Origin of the sequence: Alcanivorax sp. (genome assembly GCF_017794965.1) — a bacterium.
Lineage (GTDB): Bacteria > Pseudomonadota > Gammaproteobacteria > Pseudomonadales > Alcanivoracaceae > Alcanivorax.
On the sequence record NZ_CP051240.1, the window covers coordinates 2,074,827 to 2,099,919 of the forward strand.

Annotated in this window: 21 protein-coding genes; 5 read left to right on the forward strand and 16 right to left on the reverse strand. The window is 59.9% G+C overall.

The features are described from left to right. Positions 1 to 68: 68 nt before the first annotated feature. Positions 69 to 1,028: an RluA family pseudouridine synthase gene (locus HF945_RS09230; protein WP_290522322.1), complete on the reverse strand. Its 960-nt coding sequence runs from the start codon at positions 1,026 to 1,028 to the stop codon at positions 69 to 71. Positions 1,029 to 1,791: 763 nt separating this feature from the next. Here HF945_RS09230 and rne point away from each other — a divergent pair. Beyond that, entirely contained in the window at positions 1,792 to 4,932 is a 3,141-nt protein-coding gene (rne, locus tag HF945_RS09235; protein WP_290522323.1) for a ribonuclease E, read from the forward strand. Between the two features lie 377 nt (positions 4,933 to 5,309). On the opposite strand, the gene HF945_RS09240 is transcribed toward rne, so the two are convergent. The 9 genes from HF945_RS09240 to HF945_RS09280 all read right to left on the reverse strand — a co-directional run bounded on the left by HF945_RS09240 (position 5,310) and on the right by HF945_RS09280 (position 14,139). Then, positions 5,310 to 5,522 (reverse strand): hypothetical protein, encoded by a 213-nt coding sequence (locus HF945_RS09240; protein WP_290522324.1) that lies wholly within the window; start codon positions 5,520 to 5,522, stop codon positions 5,310 to 5,312. Between the two features lie 42 nt (positions 5,523 to 5,564). Continuing rightward, positions 5,565 to 6,584 carry a UDP-N-acetylmuramate dehydrogenase gene (gene murB, locus HF945_RS09245; protein WP_290522325.1) on the reverse strand — a complete coding sequence of 340 codons (1,020 nt, stop codon included), beginning with the start codon at positions 6,582 to 6,584 and terminating at the stop codon, positions 5,565 to 5,567. Next, on the reverse strand, positions 6,581 to 7,054 hold the full coding sequence (locus HF945_RS09250; protein WP_290522326.1) for a low molecular weight protein-tyrosine-phosphatase: 474 nt from the start codon (positions 7,052 to 7,054) through the stop codon (positions 6,581 to 6,583). Before HF945_RS09250 ends, murB begins: the two co-directional genes overlap by 4 nt. A 3-nt stretch (positions 7,055 to 7,057) precedes the next feature. After that, positions 7,058 to 7,822, reverse strand: a complete 765-nt coding sequence (gene kdsB, locus HF945_RS09255; RefSeq protein ID WP_290522327.1) for a 3-deoxy-manno-octulosonate cytidylyltransferase — start codon at positions 7,820 to 7,822, stop codon at positions 7,058 to 7,060. Positions 7,823 to 8,041: 219 nt separating this feature from the next. After that, on the reverse strand, positions 8,042 to 9,037 hold the full coding sequence (lpxK, locus tag HF945_RS09260) for a tetraacyldisaccharide 4'-kinase (protein WP_290522328.1): 996 nt from the start codon (positions 9,035 to 9,037) through the stop codon (positions 8,042 to 8,044). Positions 9,038 to 9,071: 34 nt separating this feature from the next. Then, on the reverse strand, positions 9,072 to 10,814 hold the full coding sequence (msbA, locus tag HF945_RS09265; RefSeq protein ID WP_290522329.1) for a lipid A export permease/ATP-binding protein MsbA: 1,743 nt from the start codon (positions 10,812 to 10,814) through the stop codon (positions 9,072 to 9,074). Beyond that, entirely contained in the window at positions 10,811 to 11,236 is a 426-nt protein-coding gene (locus HF945_RS09270) for a biopolymer transporter ExbD (RefSeq protein ID WP_290522330.1), read from the reverse strand. Before HF945_RS09270 ends, msbA begins: the two co-directional genes overlap by 4 nt. Beyond that, entirely contained in the window at positions 11,233 to 11,862 is a 630-nt protein-coding gene (locus HF945_RS09275) for a MotA/TolQ/ExbB proton channel family protein (protein WP_290522331.1), read from the reverse strand. The genes HF945_RS09270 and HF945_RS09275 overlap by 4 nt, the downstream gene beginning before the upstream one ends. Positions 11,863 to 11,910: 48 nt before the next feature. Continuing rightward, positions 11,911 to 14,139, reverse strand: coding sequence for a DNA internalization-related competence protein ComEC/Rec2 (locus HF945_RS09280; protein ID WP_290522332.1), 2,229 nt, complete (start codon positions 14,137 to 14,139; stop codon positions 11,911 to 11,913). Positions 14,140 to 14,386: 247 nt separating this feature from the next. Here HF945_RS09280 and HF945_RS09285 point away from each other — a divergent pair, with 247 nt between their 5' ends. Then, positions 14,387 to 14,989: a DUF2062 domain-containing protein gene (locus tag HF945_RS09285; RefSeq protein WP_290522333.1), complete on the forward strand. Its 603-nt coding sequence runs from the start codon at positions 14,387 to 14,389 to the stop codon at positions 14,987 to 14,989. Between the two features lie 8 nt (positions 14,990 to 14,997). Here the strand turns inward: HF945_RS09285 and lolD are convergent, their stop codons facing one another. Together lolD and HF945_RS09295 are read right to left on the reverse strand one after the other, a co-directional pair. After that, entirely contained in the window at positions 14,998 to 15,687 is a 690-nt protein-coding gene (lolD, locus tag HF945_RS09290; RefSeq protein WP_290522334.1) for a lipoprotein-releasing ABC transporter ATP-binding protein LolD, read from the reverse strand. After that, on the reverse strand, positions 15,680 to 16,915 hold the full coding sequence (locus HF945_RS09295; RefSeq protein ID WP_290522335.1) for a lipoprotein-releasing ABC transporter permease subunit: 1,236 nt from the start codon (positions 16,913 to 16,915) through the stop codon (positions 15,680 to 15,682). Before HF945_RS09295 ends, lolD begins: the two co-directional genes overlap by 8 nt. A 181-nt stretch (positions 16,916 to 17,096) precedes the next feature. On the opposite strand from HF945_RS09295, the gene HF945_RS09300 reads away from it, so the two are divergent. The 3 genes from HF945_RS09300 to HF945_RS09310 are packed head-to-tail and all read left to right on the forward strand — an operon-like array spanning position 17,097 to position 20,138. Beyond that, positions 17,097 to 18,158, forward strand: a complete 1,062-nt coding sequence (locus tag HF945_RS09300) for a hypothetical protein (RefSeq protein WP_290522336.1) — start codon at positions 17,097 to 17,099, stop codon at positions 18,156 to 18,158. A 43-nt stretch (positions 18,159 to 18,201) separates the two neighbouring features. Beyond that, positions 18,202 to 19,209: an agmatine deiminase family protein gene (locus HF945_RS09305; protein WP_290522337.1), complete on the forward strand. Its 1,008-nt coding sequence runs from the start codon at positions 18,202 to 18,204 to the stop codon at positions 19,207 to 19,209. A gap of 35 nt (positions 19,210 to 19,244) precedes the next feature. After that, on the forward strand, positions 19,245 to 20,138 hold the full coding sequence (locus tag HF945_RS09310) for a carbon-nitrogen hydrolase (protein WP_290522338.1): 894 nt from the start codon (positions 19,245 to 19,247) through the stop codon (positions 20,136 to 20,138). A 256-nt stretch (positions 20,139 to 20,394) separates the two neighbouring features. On the opposite strand, the gene HF945_RS09315 is transcribed toward HF945_RS09310, so the two are convergent. From HF945_RS09315 to HF945_RS09330, 4 genes are all read right to left on the reverse strand, one after another. Beyond that, on the reverse strand, positions 20,395 to 21,651 hold the full coding sequence (locus HF945_RS09315; RefSeq protein ID WP_290522339.1) for a hypothetical protein: 1,257 nt from the start codon (positions 21,649 to 21,651) through the stop codon (positions 20,395 to 20,397). Between the two features lie 190 nt (positions 21,652 to 21,841). Then, a complete protein-coding gene (locus HF945_RS09320; protein ID WP_290522340.1) occupies positions 21,842 to 22,636 on the reverse strand; it encodes a polysaccharide deacetylase family protein in 795 nt (264 codons plus the stop codon). Further along, entirely contained in the window at positions 22,629 to 23,792 is a 1,164-nt protein-coding gene (locus HF945_RS09325; RefSeq protein ID WP_290522341.1) for a glycosyltransferase, read from the reverse strand. Before HF945_RS09325 ends, HF945_RS09320 begins: the two co-directional genes overlap by 8 nt. A 106-nt stretch (positions 23,793 to 23,898) precedes the next feature. Further along, a complete protein-coding gene (locus HF945_RS09330) occupies positions 23,899 to 25,050 on the reverse strand; it encodes a sulfotransferase (RefSeq protein WP_290522342.1) in 1,152 nt (383 codons plus the stop codon). Positions 25,051 to 25,093: the final 43 nt, after the last annotated feature.

The following is a 25,093-nucleotide window of genomic DNA, read 5'->3' on the forward strand; positions in this document are numbered from 1 at the left end:
GGGTGAATGGCGCCGGCGATTGCCAGCAAAAGTGGATTTGCTTGATGTCAGGCATCGGACATCAGGCATTACTGCGCCTTCTTTTTGCGCAATGCCGCGAGAATGGCATCAAAGTCCTCATCCACTGGCGCAGTCACTGACACCGTCTTGCCACTGTCCGGATGGGGAAACGTGAGACTTCGGGCATGCAGGCACAATCGGCGGTGGCCAATCCTGTCCAGCAATGCCGCCCCTTTTGCCGTGCCGTACTTGTCATCCCCGAGCAAGGGGAAGCCTCCAAACTGGCCGTGGACCCTGATCTGGTGCGTACGCCCGGTTTCCAGTAAGGCTTCCACCAACTGGGCATCCTCAAGACGCTCGATCATGCGGAAATGGGTTACCGAGGGTTTGCCCTCCCGTGAAACGCGCACAATCCGTTCATTGCCGTTCTGCATCTTCAGCAATGGTGCTTCCAGGGTGCGTTCGCTGCCCTTGAAGCCCTGACAGATCAGCCAGTAGCGCTTTTCCACCTTGCCGCCCTGCATCAGACGCTGCAATTTACGCAGGAAGGCCCGGCGACGGGCCACCATTATCAATCCACTGGTATCCCGGTCCAGGCGATGCACCAGCTCCAGCTCCCGCTCCTCCGGGTAGATCACCCGCAAGGCTTCGATCAACCCCAGGGACACCCCACTGCCACCATGGACCGCCAGTCCGGACGGCTTGTTGAAGATGAACAACTTGTCATCCTCATAGACACAGGCGCGGGACAGCCGCTCAGTGAGCCCGTCACTGACCTTCGGTGGCGCATCCGACTCACTGGTTCGAATGGGCGGAATACGCACCACATCGCCGGTAGCCAGACGGGTGGTCTGCTTGGCACGCCCCTTGTTCACCCGCACTTCGCCGGAACGGATAATCCGGTAGATACGCGATTTGGGCACCCCTTTCAGGTGGGTAAACAGAAAGTTATCAAGGCGTTGGCCGTGTCGACCTTCATCAATGGTCACAAAGCTGACACGGTTCGCGGCGGGAGCATCATTTGGCATGGCGCGATTCTATAGAAAGCGTCAGACAGTGAATAGTTAACAGTGAACAGTTAATAGCTAAAAGATATAAAATCCAGACAATTAATAACCCTGAAGACTGACTACGCGGGCACAGCGCCGCTGTACCCACCTGACAGGCCCGCGCACTGTTCACTATTCACTGTTAACTGTTCACTGCCACAACTAATTGATCCCTCTAACCTTTTATTGCTATAGTCAAGCGTCGACCAGAAGTAAGGCAACGGCGACGCGCAGCGAACATTCGCCGTGTGGCCCACTCCGGCACAGCCGAGTAACTCATGGGCCCAGCCTCATCAAGGTCTGACAGTAAGCGTTACCCGCCTGCCCTCTCCCCACAAGGGCAAGAGCCAGGCACTAACGCTGCAGAGAAACCCATTTAAACAGCGTCCAATGATGGACCCTGAACATTAACAATGGTGGCCTGCAGCGCCGGTCGAATGACCTGGAAAGCAGACAGACAAGAGTTTACATATTGTTGTGAAGCCCCGGAGCAAACATGGTCTCCCGAACGCCACAGCAATCGCGTGAAGTATTACTTGCTGGCCACATTGCCAGCCCGATTACGCACTAAACATTGCAAACAACTCGGAGAGACGCTGACTCAGGCACTGCATCACCCAGGAAAGCGAAAACCCACGCACCGCGTGCGCCCTGGCCGTGACAGGCCTGCAGCCCTCCCCCTGGTCTGCTACCGGTTGTACCCCGGCCCTGCCCAGTGTCACCACTAACGTGTGGTAGCACCATGAAACGTATGCTTATCAACGCCACTCACCCTGAAGAGGTTCGGGTGGCACTGGTCGATGGCCAGCGTCTTTACGATCTGGATATCGAACACAGAACGCGCATTCAGAAAAAATCCAACATCTACAAGGGCAAGATCACCCGCGTAGAACCCTCCCTGGAAGCCGCCTTCGTGGACTTCGGCGCTGAGCGCCACGGCTTTCTGCCCCTGAAAGAAATTTCCCGTCAGTACTTCCAGAAAGACCCGAAAGACATTCAGGGTCGGATCAACATCAAGGAAGTGATCAAGGAAGGCCAGGAAGTCATTATCCAGGTCTCCAAGGAAGAGCGCGGTAACAAGGGCGCCGCCCTGACCACCTTCATCAGCTTGGCCGGTCGCTATCTGGTGCTGATGCCCAACAACCCCCGTGCCGGCGGTATCTCCCGCCGTATCGAGGGCGAAGAACGGGCCCAGCTGAAAGAAGCCATGAGCGCCCTGTCGGTTCCCGATGAGATGGGTGTGATCGTGCGCACTGCCGGTCTCGGCCGCAGCGCGGAAGAGCTGCAATGGGATCTGGACTTCCTGCTCAAGCAGTGGAGTTCCATTGACGAAGCCGCCCAGCAACGCAAGGCGCCATTCCTTATCTACCAGGAATCCAATGTCATCATCCGCGCCATCCGCGACTACCTGCGCAAGGATATCGGCGAAGTACTGATCGATTCCGAAAAAGTATTTGCGGAGGCTCAGGGCTTTGTCCAGCAGGTAATGCAGGACTTCCAGAACAAGATCAAGTTGTACAGCGATGAAACCCCGCTGTTCTCACGGTTCCAGATCGAATCCCAGATCGAGACCGCCTTCGAGCGTGAAGTGAAGCTGCCCTCCGGTGGCTCCATCGTCATCGACCCCACCGAAGCCCTGGTTTCCATCGACATCAACTCCTCCCGGGCCACCAAGGGTGCCGACATCGAGGAAACCGCCCTGCAGACCAACCTGGAAGCGGCGGAAGAGATCGCCCGCCAGCTGCGCCTGCGTGATATCGGCGGTCTGATCGTGGTGGATTTCATCGATATGGGGCCGGCGCGCAACCAGCGCGAGGTGGAAAACCGCATGCGCGACGCCCTGGAGGCCGACCGTGCGCGCATCCAGCTGGGTCGCATTTCCCGTTTCGGCCTGCTGGAATTGTCCCGTCAGCGCCTGCGCCCGAGCCTGGGGGAAACCTCCAGTATCGTCTGCCCCCGCTGTGACGGTCAGGGCCACATCCGTGATGTGAAATCCCTGGCCCTGAGCATTCTGCGCCTCATCGAAGAAGAGGTGATGAAGGAGCGGACCGGCGAGATTCAGGCCCAGGTACCGGTAGCCGTGGGCACCTACCTGCTCAATGAGAAGCGTGAACCGCTGCGCGCTATTGAGCAGAACCACAAGGTGCGCGTGGTGATCATCCCCAACCCGAATCTGGAAACGCCTCACTTCGAAGTGGAGCGCATCCGTGACGATCAGGTGGTCACCCAGCTGAGTCACGAAATGGACCTGACAGAAGGGGCCGCTGAAGGCGAAGCCCCCAACAGTCAGGAGCCCGGCGTGAAGCCCCAGGAGCCGGCGGTCAAGCTGATGTCGCCCGACACCGCCCCACCGCCGCCCAAGCCCGCAGCTCCGGCAGCCGCCACCCCGGCAACGGCACAGAACCTGGGCCTGCTGGCACGCTTCTTCACCTGGCTGGCACAGGTCTTCACCGCCGAGCCCAAGCCGGAGAAGAAGGCCAAGCCGCAGCAGAAAGGCAACAAGGGCCAGCAGAACAACCGCAACAACCGTGGCGGCAACAACCGTAACCGCACTGACAACCGTGGTGGTCGTAACGACAACCGCAACAAGCAGGACGGCGGCCGCAACAACAAGAGTGGTGACAGGGACAACCGCAACACCCGCAACCGCAAGCAGCAGGACAAGGACGATAACCGCAAGGATAATCGCCAGTCCGACAACAAGCGCAACGACAAACGCGATGACAGCGGCAATGAGCAGCGTCGTGGCCGCAATGACAACCGTCGCAACAAGCAGGACGGTGGCAAGGGCGGTGACAACAACGACAATCGCGACAACCGTAACAATCGCAACCGCAACAAGCCGCAGGACAAGAAGCCTGACAACAAGGCCGACAAGTCTGATGGCGACAACAAAGGCAGCAACAACGACAAGGGCCCCAAGGCGCCCCGTCGTACCGATGCCAAGGACGACCGCCCGCTGCGTGAGCGCAAGCGCCCCAACAAGCAGCAAGGCAAGGACCAGAAGGAGCAGCCCGCCGCTCAGCAGCCTGCTGCCAGCCAGGACAAGCCTCAAGCCGAGAAGCCCAAGGCTGCCCCGGCACCGGTAGAAGACAATCACCAGATGCAGGGTGCAGAAAGCCACCCGCCTGCCAAACTGGTACCGGAACAGGAACCGGGCAAGGCCACCGCCGAGCAGAAACCGGCCCAGGCCCAGCCAAAGGCCGCGGAAAAGCCGACCAACGCTCCAGCAGCTGAAGCCAAACCGCAGGCACAAGCAAGCGCCCAGCCAAAGAGCGCTGAACAGGCCGAGGCCGCTCCTGCCCAGCCGGAAAGCAAGCCTGCCGCGGCGCAGCCTGCGGCCGAGCAGACAGAGCAGGCCGCGCCCAAGGCAGACAAGCCTGCGTCCCAGCAAGAAACTGAGGCGAAGCCTGAAACCAAAGCCGATGCAGCACCCAAAGCCCAGCCGGAAGCGGCCAAGGCTGAAGAGAAGCCTGCAGAAGCGAAGCCGGTAACGCCAGCGGCGCCGACAGCAGACGCCAAGCCTGCCGAGCCCGCCGCCAAACCGGAACCGGTCAAGGCCGAAGAAAAGCCTGCTGAGCCGGCGCAAGCCGCCGAGCCGGTACGAGCCAGCAACGACCCGCGCTCGCCGAACTACAAGCCGCAGCAACATGCGCAGCGTGCCAGGTTCGAGAAGCCCAAGCCGGCCCCGCAAGCGGACGCCCTGCCCAGCCGGGCCACGGAAGTGAAACCGGTTGCCGCTGAGGCGCAACCGGCTGCGGCCGAGCAAGGTCGTGCCTCCAACGACCCGCGTGCGCGCCGTCGTCAGCAACAGGCCGAGGCCGCCGCCAAGGCCGCCGAGCAGAACGCCCAGCCATCCGAGGATGTATCCTCAGACAGCTAGGCCGCCCTGCGGCTGCATCACGCAACATTGCAGCACGCCTGACGTAAAAAGGCCCGCCCGGTAACCCGGGCGGGCCTTTTTGCATCAGTACAACACTCGCTATCCCCCGCTGTAGGAGCCTGCCTGCAGGCGATCCGAGCCCAAGCGAGGTAAGGATTCCAGAAACGCGTATCGAACCTCAAAACCCAAACGACGTTCCACGCTTCTGTTCTGCCTTTCGAAACTCGCTTCTCGTGACTCGAAACTCGTTTCCCCGCCCAGGCGAGGATCGCTTGCGGACAAGTTATTCGCTGCGCTACGTTCGTAGAGCGACTTCGTAGATTTGCCGGGGTAGCCAGGAAAGGGGTCACCAAGCGAAGCTCGAGTTTCAGGCGCGGTTAAAAAGAGTAGCCTCTATGCTGCATCAGCAGCGGCCGTGGATCACGGTCATAAGGTAATCGTGAGAAGAGAATTTCGGGATAATCCGCCAGGCTGCCAACACAAAGACGGCACTCCCCGGCAGCGGGTGCAGAACCCTCCACGTAACGAACCCGGTGGCGGCCAGCACCCCGATTGCTGGAAACCTGAAAGACCCGGTCGCGCTCGCTCATGGCATGCCTCTTCTTGGGAACATGTCGATGCTCCCATTCTGTTCAGGGTAGCACAACCGGTTCCTGCTCCAGCTCTACCCCAAAACGCTGCCAGACATCCCGTTTCACCGCCGCCGCCAGCGCCATCACATCCTCAGGGATCGCCCCCCCGTGATTGACCAGCACCAGTGCCTGCTCGCTGTGCATAGCCACCGGCCCAAGACGCTTGCCTTTCCAGCCTGCCGCCTCGATCAGCCAGCCAGCCGCCAGCTTGGTCCCGCTTTCCTGGGGGTAAGCCACCAGCTGTGGAAATGCCGCTTTGAGCGCATCCGCCTTTTCAGCAGACACCACCGGATTCTTGAAAAAGCTGCCGGCATTGGCCAGCACCGCCGGATCCGGCAGCTTGCTCTGGCGGATAGCAATCACCTGCTCGCGCACCGCCGCCGCGGTCACCGCCTGGGCAGGCTTGTCGGCAAAATGCTGGGCCAGTGGCCCATAGCTGATATTGCAGCGCGCCTGACGATTCAGACGCAGCTCGATACCGGTAATGATATAACGGCCCTTGTCCCGCCCCTTGAAACGGCTGTCCCGATAGGCGAACTCACATTGCTCGGCAGGAAAGTGGCTCACCGTGCCGGTGGCGATGTCCATCACCGTCACCTGCTCCAGCACCTGCGCCAGCTCCACACCGTAGGCCCCGATGTTCTGGTACGGCGCCGCGCCGACGGTGCCGGGGATCAGTGACAGGTTTTCCAGCCCCTGCCAGCCCTGCTCCACCGTCCATGCCACCAGGTCGTCCCAGTGCACACCGGCCCCGGCCGCCACCCAAACAGACTGCTCATCCTGCTTTACCTTTGCCATGCCATCGATGCCAAGGGCAATGGTCAAACCGGGTAAATCACCCTGGATCACCAGGTTGCTACCCTCGCCAATCACATGGACCGGGGCATTTGGATCACGCTCTGCCAGTACCTGTTCCAGGGCGTCCAGGGTCTGCGGACGCGCCAGGCAGGCCGCCCGCGCCGGCAAACCCAGAGTATTCAGAGAAGACAGGTCAGCATTGTGTTCCAGCAAAGCGGTCACAGGCGCTCCCGCAAGGCCTCGAGCAGGCCTTCAGCCCCCTCTTCCACCAAATTCAGAACCCGGGCAAAACCGTCTTCTCCACCGTAATAGGGGTCAGGTACCTCGCGGATGCCGGATTGCGGGGCATAGTCCAGGAATCGCTTCAGGACCACATTGGAGCCGGCCGGCTGCATTGCCTGCAGGTCCGCCAGGTTGGCATCATCCATGGCCAGCAGCACATCAAATTTATCGAAATCTGCCACGCCCACTTGCCGTGCCCGCAGACCACTCATGTCATAGCCACGGCTTGCTGCGGCCTCCTGGGTACGAGGGTCTGGCGCTCGTCCAATATGCCAGTCGCCAGTGCCCGCGCTGTCGATGACAATATGCTCCTCCAGGCCCGCCGCCCGGACCCGGTCGCGGAACACCACTTCTGCGGTCGGCGAACGGCAGATATTACCGAGACACACAAACAGAACCGATAAGGTCATCCCTCACCCCTTTTCCTGTGCAGCCAACAAGGCCTGCACCCGTTGCAGATCATCCGGCGTATCGATGCCTCCCGGCACCGGCTCACAAGACGGCGCAATATGTATGGACTCGCCATTGGCCATGGCGCGCAACTGCTCCAAAGATTCCAGTTTTTCCAGTACCGCCGGCGCCCAGGTCACATAGCGATGCAGAAAAGCCACCCGGTAGGCATAGATGCCAATATGCCGCCACCACTCGCCTGCCGCCAAATCACGGCCCCCGTCAGCAAAGGCATCACGGTGCCAGGGGATCGGTGCGCGGGAAAAATACAGTGCCTTGCCACGGGTATCGAACACAGCCTTGACCACATTGGGGTTGAACAGGTCATCACTGTGCTCGATGGGCTCACACAGGGTAGCCATCTGGCAATCCGGATTGGCGGCCAGGTTCTCCGCCACCTGATTGATCACCGCAGCAGGGATCAGCGGTTCATCGCCCTGCACATTGACGATAATGTCGTCGTCTGCCAATCCCAACTGGGCAGCAACCTCCTGCAGACGATCGGTTCCTGAGGGGTGATCATCCCGGGTCATCACCACGGGGACCTGCCCGCCCAGGGCATCGGCAATACGCTGGTCGTCAGTGGCCACATAGACCTTGTCGGCGTCACTGACCTGACAACGTTCCGCCACCCGCGCCACCATGGGTTTGCCAGCCAGATCAGCCAGCGGTTTACCGGGAAGCCGTGTAGACGCATACCGCGCCGGCACCACCACATAAAAACTCATGAAAACCTCGTTAAATGAAACGCTTCATGCTGCACGCAACACGCAACATGCAGTAATGACAATCAGGAGCTAGTTGAAAGTTTAAAATTCAAAGTTGAAACACGAAGGTGGTCTCGAGTTAATCTGAGCGCATGGGTTTCTCGCGCTGGCTAGTACGCGGGCAAGGCCAATCCGGAGTCACCGCCCTTCCCGCGCTTTTCAACTTTGAACTTTAAACTTTCAACTCTCCTTCCCATGTTTCCCCAACGCCCGATCCAGCATCTGATCCAGCAGCCCTTCCGGCAATTCGGCCTCCACCGGCAGGAACCACCAGTGCGGCTCCGCAAACGCGGCACATTTCACCGCGTCTTTCTCTGTCATCAACACCGGCAGCCCATCAGAAAAAGCCAGATCAGAAGGCTGGTAGGCATGATGATCAGGAAAGATGTGGGGCTGAATATTCAGCCCGACGATATTCAGCAGATTGAAATAGCGACGGGGATTGCCGATACCGGCGATCGCATGCACATGGGGATGTGCGGCCAGAAAGGCACGCACATCCAGGCTCTGGCCATCGGCCAGATTCTCAATCTCACCTGGGCGCATGATCATGGGATGGGCGCCGCTCCAGCCTCCCCCCGTGCTGACCACAAAATCCACATCCTTCAGTCGGGTAGCCGGTTCGCGTAGCGGCCCTTCCGGCAGGCAGCGGCCATTCCCCAGGCCGCGCTGTCCATCCACCACCACGATTTCCGCGCTTCGAGGCAGGGCATAGTGCTGCAGGCCATCGTCACTGATGACCAGATCCGGATTGAAACGGTTGATGGCTTCATCCAGGGCATTGCGGCGATCCGGGTCAAGCACCACCGGCACCCCGGTGCGGCGGGCAATCAGCACCGGCTCATCGCCCACTTCCAGGGCGGCGCTATCGGCCTGGACAATTACCGGGTATTGGTCCGCCTTGCCACCATAGCCACGGGAAACCACAACCACGTTCAGCCCCCGCTGCTGCGCGGCATGCACCAGGGCTATCACCAACGGAGTCTTGCCGGTACCGCCCACGGTAATGTTGCCCACCACCAGCACCGGTACCGGCGGTACCTGGCGACGCTTCTGGAAGTGCTGCAGTCGGCGCCGTGCCTCGAAAGACACCAGCAGGGAAAGCGGCCGCAGAGGCTTGAGCCAGACGCTGCCCTTGTACCAGCCTTCCTGTACCCAATCGCTTACCTTACTCATTGGTGCTCTTCCCTGCTTGCCTCATCACCAGCGGTTAGTCTTCGGCGAAGTCCATCCGGTAAAGCTGTGTGTAGATGCCGTTACGAGCCAGTAACTCGTCATGGGTGCCCTGCTCCATCAACTGTCCCTGGTCCAGCACGATGATACGATCAGCCTTTTCGATGGTGGACAGACGGTGGGCAATCACCAGCGTGGTTCGCCCGGTCATGACCCGCTCCAGGGCCTGTTGAATGTGATGCTCGGACTCGGTATCCAGGGCGCTGGTGGCTTCATCCAGGATCAACAACGGGGAATCCTTGAGCAAGGCCCGGGCAATGGCAATGCGTTGGCGCTGGCCACCGGACAGTTGCACACCATCCTGCCCGAGACGGGTATCCAGCCCATGCTCCAGTTGTTCGATGAACCGCCAGGCGTGAGCATCGCGGGCAGCCTTTTCAATGGCAGCATCATCCGCAGTGCGCAGCTCACCATAGGCAATATTGTTTCGTACGGTGTCGTTGAACAGCACCACCCGCTGGCTGACCATAGCGATCTGATGGCGCAGTTCTGTCAGGCTGTACTCAGACAGGGGCACTCCATCCAGCAGGATGCGACCGTGATCGGGATCGAAGAAACGCGGCAGCATGGCGCTGATGGTACTCTTGCCAGCGCCGGATCGGCCCACCAGTGCCACTGTCTCCCCCGCCTTAATCGAGAAAGACAGGTTGCGCAGCACCGGCGATTCCGGCTCGTAGCCGAAGGTGACGCCATCAAACTCCACATCCCCACGAACCTTCTGCGCCGGGACATAACTGCCCAGATCCACTTCTTCAGGGGTATCGAGCAAATCAAACAGACTGGACGCCCCCGTCACCCCGCGCTGCACCTTCACGTTCACATCGGTGAGCTGTTTGAGCGGCTTTTGAATCATGCCGGCAGCGGCAATATAGGACAGGAAACCACCCACGGTCAGATTCTCGCCCATCAGGTGGATATACAGATAGGTAATGGCACCAATCCCTACCGCCACGAACAGCTGCACGATCACGGTACTGGCGATCTTGCTGGCATTGAGCTTTACGTTCTGCTTGGCAAAGCTGCGGCTGACGGTATGGAACCGCGACGCTTCCTGATCCTGGCCACCAAAGATCTTGACCTCGCCACTGCCTTCAATGGCCTCACCGAGAAAATGGGTGATATTGGACATGGACGACTGGATACGCCGGCTGATCTTGCGAAAACGCTTGCTGGTGATATTCACCACCAGGGCTATCAGGGGTGCCACCGCCACCAGAATCAGTGTCAGCTTCCAGTTCTGCCAGAGCAGAAAAGCAAACAAGCCGATGACCGTCAGGCCCTCACGCACAATCACGATGATCGCATCGGTACCGGCACTGGTGACCTGCTGCGCATCAAAGATAATCTTCGACATGATTCGCCCGGAGGCGTTGCGGTGGTATTCGGACTGCGGCAGCTTGAGCACATGCCCAAACACATCGTTACGCAGCACATACACCAGCTGCTGGGCCACCCAGTTCATGCTGTAACTGCCCATGAACTGGCCAAGCCCCTGGAAGATCACCAGTACCAGGGGGGCAATCGCCACCACCATGACCCGGAAATCCGTGGGGTTGACGATGGTATCGCCCAGATAGCCTGCCAGCTGGGCGCCACCCGCCTGGGTGGCGGCATAGAGCGCATAGCCAAGCACACTGATAACCAGCATGAACCAGTAAGGGCGAACGTAGGACAACAACCGTTTATAGGTCGGCCATACGTCATCAGAGGATTGACTCATTGTGCCTCATCGGGGGATTCGCGGGTGGTGAGCGACAGCTTAACAAAACCCAGCTGCCCCGCCACGTCATAGACACGGACCACGGACTGGTAAGCCACATTGGCATCCGCATAGATTTGCAAAGGCATGTCTGCCTTGTCCTGCCCCAATGCCATCAACGCAGTGCGCAGTGTCTTGCTGTCCGTGGCCGCCAGCTTCTCACCGTTCACCAGGTAGTCCCCGGTGGAAGTCACCGTCACGGTGACTTGCTCAGCGGACTGTGCCAGCGCAGTGCCATCCGCTTCCGGCAGGGTAATGGACAGTTGTGTCTTGTCATCAAAGGTGGTCGAGACCATGAAAAAGATCAGCAGCAGAAACACCACATCGATCAGCGGCGTCAGATTGACGCTGATTTCTTCCTGACTGGGCCGCGGGAATTTCACGCCTGCTCTCCCGGTTCGGCTTCACGATCACCGTGCACCAGATCCACCACGTGGACAGCGCTCTGCTCCAGCTCCACGGTAATTTCTTCCACCCGGCGAACGAAGAACCGGTGAAAGAAGATCGCAGGAATCGCCACCACCAAACCCGCCGCCGTGGTCAGCAGGGCCTGGGAAATCCCCCCCGCCAGTTGGGCCGCATCACCGGTGCCGTGGATCATGATGGCCGCAAACACATCAATCATCCCGACCACTGTGCCCAGCAACCCCAGCAAGGGGGTGATGGCTGCAATGGAACCCAGCGTGCTGAGAAATTTTTCCAGTTCATGAATCACCCCGGTGGCCGACTCCTGAATGCTCTCCTTCATGATCTCGCGACCATGTTTGGCATTGGACAGCCCCGTGGCCAGAATACGTCCCAGCGGTGAGCTGTCACGTAACTTGATCAGATTGGCGTCATTCAACAGCCCTCGTTTCAGCAGGGTCTGTACCTGCGGCACCGTATCTTCCGGCGCCAGCTTGCTGGGACGCAATGTCCAGAAACGCTCTACCACAATGGCCAGTGCCACTACTGAACAGATCAGGATCGGGAGCATCATCCAGCCCCCGGACTGCAAAAGATCCTGCACCTTGTCTCTCCCCTTGATCACTACGTTGCCCAATCGGGCACAGTCGGGTTACCAGAAACGCCAGCCGGCCGGTCGTTGCCAGGGCCGTGCATGCTGCTGACGCCATTTTGTTATAAGCGGATCATTATCGTGGCCGTACCCGCGAAACACAATCATGCCGTCCCGGTCTGTACGCAGAACTGTGACTCCGGACCTGACCAAACGCTCCACCACATCGGCGTGGGGGTGGCCAAAATAGTGCCGGTATCCAGCACTGGCCAGCGCCCAGCCGGGTTGCACTTCCCGCAACAGGGCCGCCGAGGTACTGGACTTGCTGCCATGATGCGCCAATACCAGCAGCTGAGCCCGGGGCCACTGCCCAAGCAGACGGTATTCCACTTCCCGCCCGATATCGCCCGGTAACAGCACTCGCCAGCCATTCCCCTCCACCAGCAACACACAACTGGCGTCATTACCGTCCGGCGCGGGCCGGGGTGGCCAGAGCACGGAGAAGCGCACGCCATCCCATTGCCATTGCTGTCCGGCTATACAAGGCTGACTGCCCGGCACCCGTTCCGGCTCGCCACTGAGACGCAACACGTCATCAGGAAAGTCCTGGCTGCCACCGGCATGATCATTATCGCCATGACTGATGATCAGGCGATCCGGGCTTAACCGGTACCGCCTTAGCCAGGGCCTGATCACCGATTGCGCCATGCTGCCCCCCGGCCAGGAGGCACCGGTATCGTAAAGCAGCAGATGGTCGCGGGTACGCACGGCCACCGCCAACCCCTGCCCCACATCAAACGCGGTCAACTCCCATTGCCCATGCACAAGGGGCGGTAACGACTGGGTCAGCCAGGGCAATAACCATATCGGCAGCAATAACCGGGGAAACGGAATCGCCGGCAAGAACAGCAGGAAGGCCCCGGCCATCAGGCACAACCCACTCAGCAGGGAAGGCAGCGGCAGGGCCGCGGCTGCCGGCGCGGAAAACCGTGAAAGCCACTCCATGATCACCACGGACAACTCCACAGCGGTGCCGGACGCCTCCAGCACCCCGCGCAAGCCAGTAACAGCGCCAAACAGGGTGAGCGGGATGATTAACAGGGAGTACAGCGGAATCAACAACAGGTTAGCCAGCGGGGACAGCAGCGACCATTGCCCAAACAGTGCCGCTGACAGCAAGGTCATCAGCAGCGGCAGCAGCAGCATCAACCGCCGGCCGCCATGTCCCATCATCAACAGGGCAATGACCGCCACAGCCGCAAAAGACAACCACAGGCTTTCCGAAAGCGCGGACAAGGGCTGCACCACCAACACCACCAGTAACGCCCAGCCCAGGCTGGACCAGAGACTGGCCTGATAGCGCATGACAGAAGCCAGTGCCACCACCGACAACATGATCACCGCTCTCTGGGTCGGCAGGCTAAAGCCGGCCAGGGCACTGTAACCCAGAGCCACCAGCAACGCAGGCCCCCAGGCCAGCTGTTGCTGGGTCAGTCGTCGGCTGGCCGGCCATACCTTCTGGCAAAGCGGCGCCAGAAATAACCGGCCCAACCACCAAATGGCCCCCGCCACAATGGCCACATGCAAACCGGAAATCGCCAGCAGGTGGGCTGCCCCGGTGGTCTGAAACCCGGCCAGCAAGGGCCCGTCCAGTGCTGCGCGGTCACCCACCACCAGCGCCGGCAGCACGGCCCGGGCCGAGGGCGAGGTGGATACCGCGTCCGCCAACGAACGGGATAGCCGTTCACGCCACGCCACCAGCCCATCGCCCGCCTGAAGCCGGACACTGGATTTCAGGGTCGCCCGTGCCGCCAGCCCTGCGGCAAGGTCATGACGGGCCAGGTCCAGCCCGGTGGCATTGTATATCCCGCGCCCTGCTTTCAGTTTCAAGGTGATCTGCAACCGTTCTCCGGCGCGCACCTGTTGGTCAGGATCATAACTGCTGACGCGGATACGATGCTGCCCTGGCCAGAGCGGATGCTCCTCGACAAGCACGGTGAAATGCTGCTCCTGCTGCCACTGACCAAAACGGAAACGGCGCCGGTTCTCGGGAATGGATACCACGCTGGCGGTGAAAGTGAGTGTGCGCCCCTCCAGTGTGGAAGGAAGACGTTGTTGCACGCCGGACTGCAGCTGCCAGACACCATACAGACAGGCCACCGGCAGCCACCACCACACCGGGCGTCCACGGGATAACAACAGCGCCAGCAACAGGCAAACCGCCACCGGCCAGAGCGCCCCCGACCAGCAGCCGGCCACCAAGGCCAACGCTATTGCCCAACGTTGCATCGCCACTCCCGGAAACGAATCCCGCAACAGGTGTATGCCTTTTCGATTCGAGTCGGCATAATAGCCAGCCGCGGGCAACCGACGGGTAAGCCATTAACCCCGGTTTTTGCCAGCCATTCGCTACAACACCGTTGATCATCACGGCAATACAACCCGGGTCTGATAGTCTTTACAGACACGACCTGACAGTCTTGATCTAAAACCGGAATGCCATCACCCGACAGTGACGGCCAGCAGATGCGAATTCATGCCGAAACGGATTTTTCGTAAATACCTGCCCAAACCGGAACGGCTTCGTGAACACAAGTCGTTGAGCTTTCTGGGCGAGGTACTCTCTGATCCCAACCTGTGGCATATCAACCGCCGCTCCCTGGCGGGTGCTGCCTTTATCGGGATCTTTGCCGGCCTGCTGCCCATCCCCCTGCAGATGGGGCTGGCAGCGCTGCTGGCGGTCCGTTTTCACTGCAACCTGCCACTTTCGGTGATGCTGGTATGGATTTCCAATCCGGTCACTTACGTCCCGATTTTTTATTTCAATTACCGCATTGGCGCCTGGCTGCTGGGCATGCCTCCACACAGCGGTGAGGCCATTACCGTGGCCTGGTTCGTGGAGCAACTGATACCGCTTTGGCTGGGATCCACCCTGATTGCACTGGTGTGTGGCGGTGCGGCCTACATCACGGTGAAGATAGCCTGGCGGCTTGCCGTGGTGCGCAGCTGGAACCTGCGCGCGAGAAATCGCGAACGGATGCAACGCCGCGAAGCCAAAAAGGCGGAAAAGGAAAGAGTGAAAAAGGTAGACGAGCAACCACAACCCGTCCACCAGGAAAGCGACCCGGAGCGTCGCTGAATCCTGGCTCAGAGAGGATTCAGCAAGCCGTCGTGCAATTCGTACTGCTGTGGACAGCGCCCCGCAAATTCCCGGTCGTGGGTCACGATCATGAACGCCGTATCCAGCGACTGATTCAGATCCAACATCAACGCCTGCACTTGCTCAGCCGTACGCTCATCCAGATTGCCGGTGGGCTCGTCGGCCATCACCAGTGCCGGTTCCGTGACCAGAGCCCGGGCGATGGCCACGCGCTGGCGCTCACCGCCACTCAACGCCGAGGGCTTGTGGCTGAGGCGATGCCCCAACCCCACTTTCTCCAGCATGGCTGAGGCCCTTTCCCGGCATACTGCCGGCTTGTCACCGCGAATCAACAACGGCATAGCCACGTTTTCCAGCGCAGTAAATTCCGGCAGCAGATGATGAAACTGGTACACGAAGCCCAGATAACGGTTGCGTAACCGGCCCGTGCCGCGTTCATTCAGGCTACTGAGATCATTGCCGGCAATGGTGACCTTGCCACGGGTAGCCGTGTCCAACCCGCCCAACAGGTTCAGCAGGGTGGACTTGCCGGAACCAGATGCACCGATGATCGCCAGAATGTCCCCCTTCTCCACGGTGAGATCCACACCACGCAACACTTCCAGCTCCGTGGGGCCCTCGTCATAACACTTCACCAAATGCGATGCCTGCAGCACCGGCTCGACGGCATTACTCATAACGCAGGGCCTCCGCAGGTTGCACCCGGCTGGCACGCCAGGAAGGATAGAGGGTGGCCGCGAAGCTGATGAACAGGGCGATGGACACAATGGTGAACACATCTCCCCACTGCAGCTCCGAAGGCAAGTAATTCACAAAATAGGCATCGAACAGGCGGGTATTGAAGGTACGCTCGATCCACTCGGCCAGGTTGCTCACATTGGACGCCAGCAGCACCCCGAGCAGCGTCCCCAGCAAGGTACCCACCACGCCAATCAGCGTGCCCTGCACCATGAAGATCCGCATGATCGCCCCCGGAGAGGCCCCCAGGGTTCGCAGCACCGCAATATTGCCGCGCTTTTCCGTCACCAGCATGACCTGGCTGGAAATGATGTTGAAGGCGGCCACCGCCACGATGAAGCTGAGCAACAGCGTCATCATGGTCTTTTCCATCTTGATGGCCTGGAAAAGATTGCCGTGGGAGCGGGTCCAGTCACTGGTGTAATACCCCGGCCCGAGCTCCCGCTGCAAGCGCCAGCCCAGGGTGGGTGCGGCAAACAGGTCCTCAAGCTTGAGACGCAATCCCTGCACGGTGCCCGCTTCCCGGGCCAACTTGGCGGCGTCTTCCACGTTCACGTAGGCATACAGGGAATCCACCTCGGCCCGCACACGGAAAATGCCTGAAACCGTAAAGCGCTTGAAACGGGGCATCACGCCTGCAGGGGAAATGGTGGCCTCCGGCAGGACCAGGGTGACCTTGTCACCAAGATTCAGCCCCAACCGGCGGGCCAGACCGTAACCGATCACCATGCCGAACTCACCGGGCTGCAGAGATTCCAGAGAACCCCGTTCCATGTAATCCCCCACGATGGACACCTTGCGTTCCGCCTCAGGCTCGATGCCATGAATCAGGGCGCCAGCCACTTCACCGCTGTGGGTGAGCATGCCTTCGAGCTGAACAAAGGGAGATACGGCTTCGATTTCCGAATGGTGATCCAGCCGCTCGGCCAGGACATGCCAGTCCTCAACCGGCTCGCGACCGTGCACAGAAAGGTGGGTCACCATACCCAGAATCCGGGTCTGCAATTCCCGGTCAAAGCCGTTCATCACGGACAATACCGTGATCAGCACCGCCACCCCCAGCATCAAGCCAAGGGCAGAAATCAGTGTGATCACCGAGATAAAGCTGTTTCGGGCTCGAGCGCCGGTGTAGCGCAGGCCGATATATAAGGAGAGAGGTTTGAACATGGAGCGCATTTAACCCGAATCCCGGCACAAATACCACGCCCGCAATCAGGCCCCGGGAGAAGGAATCGCCGGCGCAGGCGTCTTTGTGAACCGGGTCTGCGTTCCTGTGCTGGCAAAATGGTTGAATAAGTGAGCCTAACTTTCTAATATCGAAAGAAAATACCTATCGCCGGGGGAAAGAATGAAAACGAGAATAATGCCGCTGCTGGCCTGTGCAGCGCTGGTGATGCCCGCTGCTGCCCTGTCCGCAGAGGTGCCCCAACGGGGACAGTCCGAATCCCAGGTGCGCAGCCAGTTTGGCACGCCCATGTCCACCAGGGGGCCGGTTGGCTCCCCCGCGATAACGCGCTGGAACTATGATGGCTTCAGCGTCTACTTCGAAAATGGTGTCACCCTGCATACCGTGGTGGATCGCCCGGCGCCGCAAGCACCTGAGGTTGTATCCGGGCCCCAGGCCCTGCCTGAAATCGAGGAAGTGGAATCAGCGCCTGAAGCCACTGCCCCGCCGTCGGCAGAGACTGCCCCCACCACCCCCGCTAACCAAGGCGAGATGGCCTTCGATCCGGTGAGTGGCCGCTTTGTTCCCGCTGGCGACGCCGAGGCGGCCCCGGAAGAGGCCGCGGCACCTGCCGCAGAGCAAGACTCCCCGGCTGAACCAGTGGCTGAGACTGACACAGTGGACGCCCCGACGCCTGAAGAGGAAACGGACGCCCCCGCCACCAAGGCCACCGCCACTGCGGCACCTGCAGCAACCCCTGAGCCCGCGGCGGCGCCTGAGCCCACCCCGGCACCGCAGCCGGAACCTGCGCCTCAGGCAGCCAGTAAATCTGCCCCCGAGCCGGCACCGTCCGCCCCTGCAGAACCCGAGTCTGCTCCAGCTTCAGATGCCGAGTTCCGTTTCGACCCGATCACCGGACGCATCATTATCGCCGGGGAAGAAACACCGGAAGAAGCGGCGGCCAAGGCTCAGGCTGACGCGGCCATCGCCCAGGCCAAAGAGGAAGCAGAACAGGCCTCCGCAGCGGAAGCCGCCGCGGACAAGGCAAAAGCCGATGCCAAAGCGGAAGCTGAGAAGGTAAAGGCAGAAACTGAGAAAGCGCAAGCAACCACCGAAGAAGCTGCAGAGAAAGCCCGTGACAGCGCTGAAGCGGCAGCGGAGAGTACCGCAGAAGCCGTGGATGACGCTGCAGACAGCAGCGGCGATGACGGCGGTTTCTATATTGACTGGGGCGCCCGTCAGTAGCACACTCGCGCGCATGTAAGCCCGTTACCGGAACCCTCCTCCCATGCGCCGATTTCTTCCCGAATGGCACCCCCAGTGGGGGGTGCTACTTGCCTGGCCAGACCCTGACACCGATTGGGCGGATCATCTCGCCGAGGCAGAGCGTTGTTACCTGGACATCCTGGCTGCCCTGCTCGACCACCAGCACGTCCTGCTGGTCTGTCGGAATGACACCCTGCATAACCGTATTCAACGGCTGGTTGCCCAACGGGGCCTTGGCGCGGAGCGGCTGCAGCTGGTGATCGCCGACTACAACGACACCTGGGCACGGGATTTTGGCCCACTGGCCATCGAGAACGATGGCGCCACGGAACTGCTCGACTACACCTTCACCGGCTGGGGCGGCAAGTTCGAGGCCGACAGGGACAACGCCCTGAACCAGCAACTGACATGGTCACTGCCACTTCATTCCCATTCACTGGTGCTGGAAGGCGGGGCCGTGGATACCGATGGCCAGGGCAACCTGCTGACAACACGCCATTGTCTGCGTAACCCAAACCGTAATCCCGCCCTCAGCGAAGACGAGCTGACCGCTCAGCTCAAACAGCAGCTGGGGGTGAAAGACATCTGGTGGCTGGATCACGGTGAACTGGAAGGTGATGACACCGACGCCCATGTGGACACCCTCGCCCGGTTCGTGGATGCGCGCACCCTTGCCTATGTGCAGTGTCAGGATACGGAGGACAGTCACTACCCTTCCCTGCACCGCATGGAGCAGGAATTGCAGTCACTGGCCCACCACCACCATCTGACTCTGGTCCCGCTGCCCCTGCCCACCCCGCAATATAGCCGCGAAGGCCAGCGCCTCCCCGCCACCTATGCGAACTTTCTCATCACCAATGAGAAGATCCTGCTCCCGGTGTATGGCTGCGAAACCGACCAGGCGGCTATCGACGCCCTGAGTGCCGTGGCCGGCGGACGCACCGTTACCCCGGTCAATTGCCGGGTCTTGATCGAACAACACGGCAGCCTGCATTGTGTCACCATGCAGTTGCCCCGCGGCGCTCTGTAAGCGCCCTGCCCCTCAACCTTTCAGGAATGACGCCCATGCGAGTTGCCGTTATCCAGCAGAAAAACAGCGCTGACCTTGACGCCAACCTGGAACACTCCCTGTCGCTGGTTCGCCAGGCCGCCGATCAGGGGGCAGAGCTGGTGATGCTTCAAGAACTGCATCGCAGCCTGTACTTCTGTCAGACCGAAGACACCAGCGTGTTTGATCTGGCAGAAAGCATACCCGGCCCGAGCACCGACCGGCTCGGTGCGCTGGCGAAAGAACTCGGTATCGTTATCGTTGGCAGCCTGTTCGAAAAACGGGCCACCGGGCTGTATCACAATACCGCTGTGGTGCTGGAAAAGGACGGCAGCCTGGCCGGCATTTACCGCAAGATGCATATTCCCGACGACCCGGGCTTTTATGAGAAGTTTTATTTCACACCGGGGGATGCCGAATTCAACGATGGCCGCAGCGGCTTCAGCCCTATCCACACCAGCGTGGGAAAACTTGGCCTGCTGGTATGCTGGGACCAGTGGTATCCGGAAGCGGCGCGCCTGATGGCGCTGGCCGGCGCCGACCTGCTGCTCTACCCCACTGCCATCGGCTGGGACCCAGAGGATGAGCAGGAGGAGCAGCAGCGTCAGCTGAACGCCTGGATTACCATTCAGCGCGCCCATGGCGTTGCCAACGGCCTGCCGGTGCTGGTGGCCAACCGTACAGGGTTCGAACAGAGCCCTGCCGATGAAAGCGGCATCCAGTTCTGGGGTAACAGTTTCATCTGTGGCCCCCAGGGAGAATTCCTCGCCCAGGCGGACAGTGACAGCGAACAGGTATTGATGGCGGATGTGGACATGCAGCGCAGCGAATCTGTACGTCGCATCTGGCCTTACCTGCGGGATCGGCGGGTGGATGCGTACCAGGATCTGAGCAAACGCTACCGGGATTGAGGCGAGCTGTAAGCTTTTAGCTACTAGCTACGAGTTTCGAAAAGCAAAACCGTAACCCACATGCTGGCAATGTGCTTGTGGTTTTCGAAACTCGTTACTCGTCATTCGCTGCTGGAAGTCCATTACCTCGCCAAGGCTCGGATCGCGATCGGACGACCGCTCCTACAGCAGCTTCGTAGAGGCGCTCCCAGCTTGCGATTCTCCCGGTTTTGCGTGCAGCGTGTTGCTTGATGCGTGATGCGGCCGCAGAGCGGCTTCAATTCGCCATGCCGAACTCGTAACCCTCTTCTTTGCGCTTCACGTATTCGCTGACCTGGAAAGCCGGTTTGAGGACGTTATAAAGGTTCTCGTCGGTGGTCTCCATGTACTCGCGACGTTCACGTTCGAAGGAGCGGAAGCTCTGCTTGTAGTTCAGATAATAGTCCTGGATTTCCTTGAAACGCTTGGCAGCGTACATGGAATCCAGTGCTTCCATTGCAGACTTGGGGTGAATGCCAATTGCCGTATTGAACTGGTCGAATGCCCGGTAGATATCCCGATTACGGTTAACGTAGATCAGCGAGTTGGCGTATTCGTAATGCACGATGGCCAGATCATCCACCTGTGCGAAGGACGCTTCAAAACCATCCTCAACCCGGCTCAGTCGCGCACCAAAGGTCAGTCGGCCCAGCAGTTTGCCGACCACACGAATGATGTTGGCGTCCTTGGCCGCCTGCATGGCCAGCGCCACCGGGTGGCCGGGATCAATTTCCACCGCGTCATCCAGGGCACGGCTGACCTTGAAGAGATAGTTGTTCATCAAGGCTTCCATGGGCGTGGCTTCTTCAGCCAGACGGCCAATGGCAAAGGCATAACCGATCCGCAACACCATGTAGTCATCCTGGAATTCCGGTTCATCCTTCATGTCCTGGATTTCATCTACATAGTCGGCGATCTGGTTTGCCACATCGTTGAGCATCTCCAGCTTCACCTCACGGCTTTCAGTCAGATACAGCGCCTGGATACACTGAGCCAGGTACGCCGGCAACTTGCCGTAGGCACCGAGCTGGACACCGTAGTCCTTGGCGGCACGAAAATCGCCGCGGAAGAACAGCCGCCAGGTGTGCAGAATCTGCTGGGACAACACCTCATAGTCACCATCAAAGTCCGGCCCCAATTCTTCCTTGAAGATCGGGAACCGTTCGAAACGCTTCTGCAGGTATTCGGCTGACGGGTACGGCACACTGATCGCGCGGGTCAGCACATCCCATTTTGCCTTGAGTTCTTCAGGTGGGTAATCGAAATAACGGGTCTGAAACGGTACCCGGGCCCACTCCCCCTTCACCAGGTCCTGGTCAACGTAAACCTTCTCGGTCTGCCAGCCATCCGTCTCTTCCACAGATTTGCGGCTTTCCTCTGCCATGGCGCGCAGTTCGCTACGGCTGTAGTCCTCATAATCCTTATCTGCCAGTACCTGGCCAGAGACAACAAACCCGGCGAGGGTCAGCAGGGTGATCCCGACATGACGTTTCATAGTTCCCTTATTCCGTATTGTTGTTGTGGTGATTATTTGGTGACCGATGGGTCAAAAATAGCGGTTCCAGCGTCGGGATTAAATGCTCTGAACTATCTCAAAATGACATCATCGACCACTCACCCGATTAAACGCTTCGTTTATCGTGAGAGGTAAACAACTTTCTGACTTCCATCACGGTAAATGCAGCTCAGTGAGAGCCGCCCTGGCCAGAGACCTCAGGCCGGGAGGAACAAGACGCCATGCGTCTCTCGAAATAACCGTCATAGCAGGCAAGGGTCTCTACCTGCTTGAACAGATTGAAAATCTGCGGGGCCAGGTGAAGGGAAAGATCAAAAGGATGCAGCCCAATCCGTAGCGGTACCCTCTGGCGACGGGCGCGGGAGACATTCAGGGCATTGAACCAGCCGAGGAACAGGGCCCGAAACCGGGTGTCGGCTTCGAAGCCCACCAGCGGCAGGCGGGTGTGCGTACCCGTACCCGTGTCCAGCACGCCAGAGAGGGTTTCCACACAGGCAAAAGGCAATCGTGCAACCTGGGAACGGGACAGACTACCCAACGCCCAGGCGGGCGGCACATACAGCGATGATGCGGTCAGGTCGTGGTGCGCAAACCACTCATGGCAATCCTGCACCAGGCCAACAATCGCCTCCCCACTCAAGGAAAGGTGCTCAGCAACCTGACGGGACAGCAGCGCACTATGGAGTTTGTGGTAAAGCGTCACCGGCGGTTGGCAACGATGGGACCAGCCATGGCCCGCCAACGGATGCCCGGCATTTTGCAGCTCTCGCAACCACGCCAGATCCTCTTCAGACCAGGCCTTGCCCGGCACCACCAGCAAGGTCACAGCCTGGGGAGGCAATGCCAGCTGACCCAGCATCTCCGTGACCTGGGGCCGCGTCTGAGGCATCACGTCATGAATGCTGACCAGTGCCTGCAAACCCGCATTGGCGCCCTGCCCCTGCACTGTCCGTTGCTCAGGCATGATGGCTGCTCAAACGGCGCAACAGTGCCAGGGTCGGGGACGGCAAGCTGGAGGGAGCGGTTTTCATGGCGGCACAATGCGCCAATACACCCCCCCAGTGCGCAATCGCATCCTGATTCATGGAACAGGCGGCAACACGTGCTTGCTCAGCTCTTTCGCGTCGCTCGTTCACGCTCAAGCCATCAAGCCGCGCCAGGGTAGCCGGCAAATCCTCGCCTTCTGCCATGATCCACAGCCCTTGCGCCAGTGCCGGCCATTCATTGATACCGCACGCCGGCGTGGTAATGACCAGCCGCTGACGCGCCATGGCTTCCAGTGCCACAGTACCGAAGGCCTCTACCGAGGAAGGCAGCACCAGCACCTGGCTGCGATCAATCAGCGCCACCACCTGCTCGCGAGTGCACCAGCCCAGCAGTGTCAGGTTATCGCAACGCTTGCTGGCCTCTTCCACCTTGCCGCGCAGGGGGCCATCCCCGGCCACCTCAAATTGCAGGTCTGGCCGGCTTTGCGCCAACGCGATGAATGATTCAATGTTTTTTTCTGCCGCCAGACGGCCCACGTAACAGACTCGCGAAACGGTGTCGGCCAGCGGTTGTATCGGGGTATGAACAAATTCCCGCGCCAGCGGCGTACCGACCAGTTGCGGATTACGGGCGCCAGCGGCCCGGGCCTGGGCAATCATGGACTCACAGATGGTGGCGGCCGTTTCACTACCCTGGAACAGGGTACGGTTCACCCAGTTGAGAAAGCCGCCCGCCAGCCGCGCCAGACGCTTCCCCCAATAGAGTTCCACCAAGCGGTTGTAATCAGTCTGGAAGGTGACACAGACCGGGATGCCCCACTTCTTTGCGATCCAGTAGCCAATCATGGAAAAGATACCGGGGCCGGGAATCACGATAACGTGGGGTTTCATTTCCCACACCAGCGCACTGAGTTCCCGTACCTTGGGAAAGAACAGCCGCTGTGTCGGGTCCCCGGGAATCGGCATGGAGCCCCCCTGACAGGGGTGGGGATCCACCAGGCATGGCTGCACCAGCTCAACCCGTTCAACCTGATCTTCCAGATGCGATACCAGATCCTGGAAATAGGCACCGACGCCATTCCGGCCCTTGATCGCATCCACCACAAACAGTACTCGAAGCGTTTTGGTATCCATGGCCGCGAGTATTACCCGTGCGGATGTCCGAAATGTGACACCGGAAAAACCGGCCTGGGCAAATTTGCGACAGAATGTAACGGTGGGTCATACCCGCCGCGCCCGGCTATGGCGCCGGGCGGGGAAACTGGTAGCGCTCGTACACCCAGCCAAAGGTTTCGTTCAGGGTGTCCGCCGACACGCCCAGTTCATCCAGCGAATAGGTGTGGCCACTCTGATAGCCGCGAGCCCTGCGATCCTGCTCGGCTAGCTTTTCCCGGAAGCGCGCTTCTGCCTGCCAGCCAAACTCATCATAAAAACCCTGCACGGTTCTGGCGGGTTCACTGGCGAGGCTTTCCATCACCGAGAGAGCCCGGCGTTGTGGCGTCATGTCATCCAGAGTGTCCACAAGGTGCCGATAGTAATAGTCCAGCATGTCGAGAAACCCCTGCCGCCAGTAAGCCGTGGTATCCCGACCGTCAAAGATGGCTGCACCGATAAGAATGGAGTTGATCTGGGACGGCACCGACTGGCTGGGGTTACGAATACAACCGATAAAACGGCTATCGGGGAACGCCCCTGCCAGTGTTTCAATCCAGGGCGTGAAAGAGGGATTCTTGGACAGCAACTGTTTGTGCTGACCGTGAAAGAAAAGGTGGCGCTGCACAAAGCGACGATAGGCCGTCATCAAACGCGCCTTTTCTTCTGCACTGCCATCGCGGTCCAGAAAGGTGAGTCGCCACAGGGCCGGCACGGGGACCACCAGCACCATCAGGAAACAGCCCCATACCGGTATCAGTCCCAGGTAATCCTCTTCCGGGTCCAGCAGGCCGGTCTTGTGGACGCCATCCAGCCCTCCCAGCAACCGGCGTTCCGCCCACAGTAACAGCCGCCCGAGCGGTTTCCCCACCGCCCGGTCCAGCGCCGCCATGGCCGTCCAGAAATAACGCTGACTGATGGAAGGGGCAAACAGCAATTCCCACAACGCTGTGGTGGTGAACCTGTCATCCATGGCCAACAACCTGTGCAGAAACGTCGTACCGCTACGGGGCACCCCCACCACAAACAGGGGTTCACGAATCTGCACCCGGCGGAAATCAGGAAACAGCACATGATCCAGCAGCAACCCGGCTGCATTGATGAGTTGAACAGCCATGAACACCGGCCAGAACACGGCCATGACCAGCAGACGCTGCAGCGAAACCCCGCCGACCCGGCCCTGATAATCCGGTAGCCAACTGTTCAGAAAGTACTGTAGGTATCGTGTGAGAACGGACAAACGCTATCTCCTGCACCTGGGTGGCGGTATCCGCAGTGCCACT

What these genes read in the sequence shown, in the direction of transcription:
- HF945_RS09300 (WP_290522336.1), top strand. Translation starts at nt 17,097, where the DNA reads ATGAAAACGAGAATAATGCCGCTGCTGGCCTGTGCAGCGCTGGTGATG.
- kdsB (WP_290522327.1), bottom strand. Translation starts at nt 7,822, where the DNA reads ATGAGTTTTTATGTGGTGGTGCCGGCGCGGTATGCGTCTACACGGCTT.
- HF945_RS09280 (WP_290522332.1), bottom strand. Translation starts at nt 14,139, where the DNA reads ATGCAACGTTGGGCAATAGCGTTGGCCTTGGTGGCCGGCTGCTGGTCG.
- HF945_RS09320 (WP_290522340.1), bottom strand. Translation starts at nt 22,636, where the DNA reads ATGCCTGAGCAACGGACAGTGCAGGGGCAGGGCGCCAATGCGGGTTTG.
- HF945_RS09230 (WP_290522322.1), bottom strand. Translation starts at nt 1,028, where the DNA reads ATGCCAAATGATGCTCCCGCCGCGAACCGTGTCAGCTTTGTGACCATT.
- HF945_RS09285 (WP_290522333.1), top strand. Translation starts at nt 14,387, where the DNA reads ATGCCGAAACGGATTTTTCGTAAATACCTGCCCAAACCGGAACGGCTT.
- lpxK (WP_290522328.1), bottom strand. Translation starts at nt 9,037, where the DNA reads ATGAGTAAGGTAAGCGATTGGGTACAGGAAGGCTGGTACAAGGGCAGC.
- HF945_RS09305 (WP_290522337.1), top strand. Translation starts at nt 18,202, where the DNA reads ATGCGCCGATTTCTTCCCGAATGGCACCCCCAGTGGGGGGTGCTACTT.
- rne (WP_290522323.1), top strand. Translation starts at nt 1,792, where the DNA reads ATGAAACGTATGCTTATCAACGCCACTCACCCTGAAGAGGTTCGGGTG.
- lolD (WP_290522334.1), bottom strand. Translation starts at nt 15,687, where the DNA reads ATGAGTAATGCCGTCGAGCCGGTGCTGCAGGCATCGCATTTGGTGAAG.
- HF945_RS09240 (WP_290522324.1), bottom strand. Translation starts at nt 5,522, where the DNA reads ATGAGCGAGCGCGACCGGGTCTTTCAGGTTTCCAGCAATCGGGGTGCT.
- HF945_RS09315 (WP_290522339.1), bottom strand. Translation starts at nt 21,651, where the DNA reads ATGAAACGTCATGTCGGGATCACCCTGCTGACCCTCGCCGGGTTTGTT.
- HF945_RS09325 (WP_290522341.1), bottom strand. Translation starts at nt 23,792, where the DNA reads ATGGATACCAAAACGCTTCGAGTACTGTTTGTGGTGGATGCGATCAAG.
- HF945_RS09295 (WP_290522335.1), bottom strand. Translation starts at nt 16,915, where the DNA reads ATGTTCAAACCTCTCTCCTTATATATCGGCCTGCGCTACACCGGCGCT.
- HF945_RS09310 (WP_290522338.1), top strand. Translation starts at nt 19,245, where the DNA reads ATGCGAGTTGCCGTTATCCAGCAGAAAAACAGCGCTGACCTTGACGCC.
- HF945_RS09250 (WP_290522326.1), bottom strand. Translation starts at nt 7,054, where the DNA reads ATGACCTTATCGGTTCTGTTTGTGTGTCTCGGTAATATCTGCCGTTCG.
- msbA (WP_290522329.1), bottom strand. Translation starts at nt 10,814, where the DNA reads ATGAGTCAATCCTCTGATGACGTATGGCCGACCTATAAACGGTTGTTG.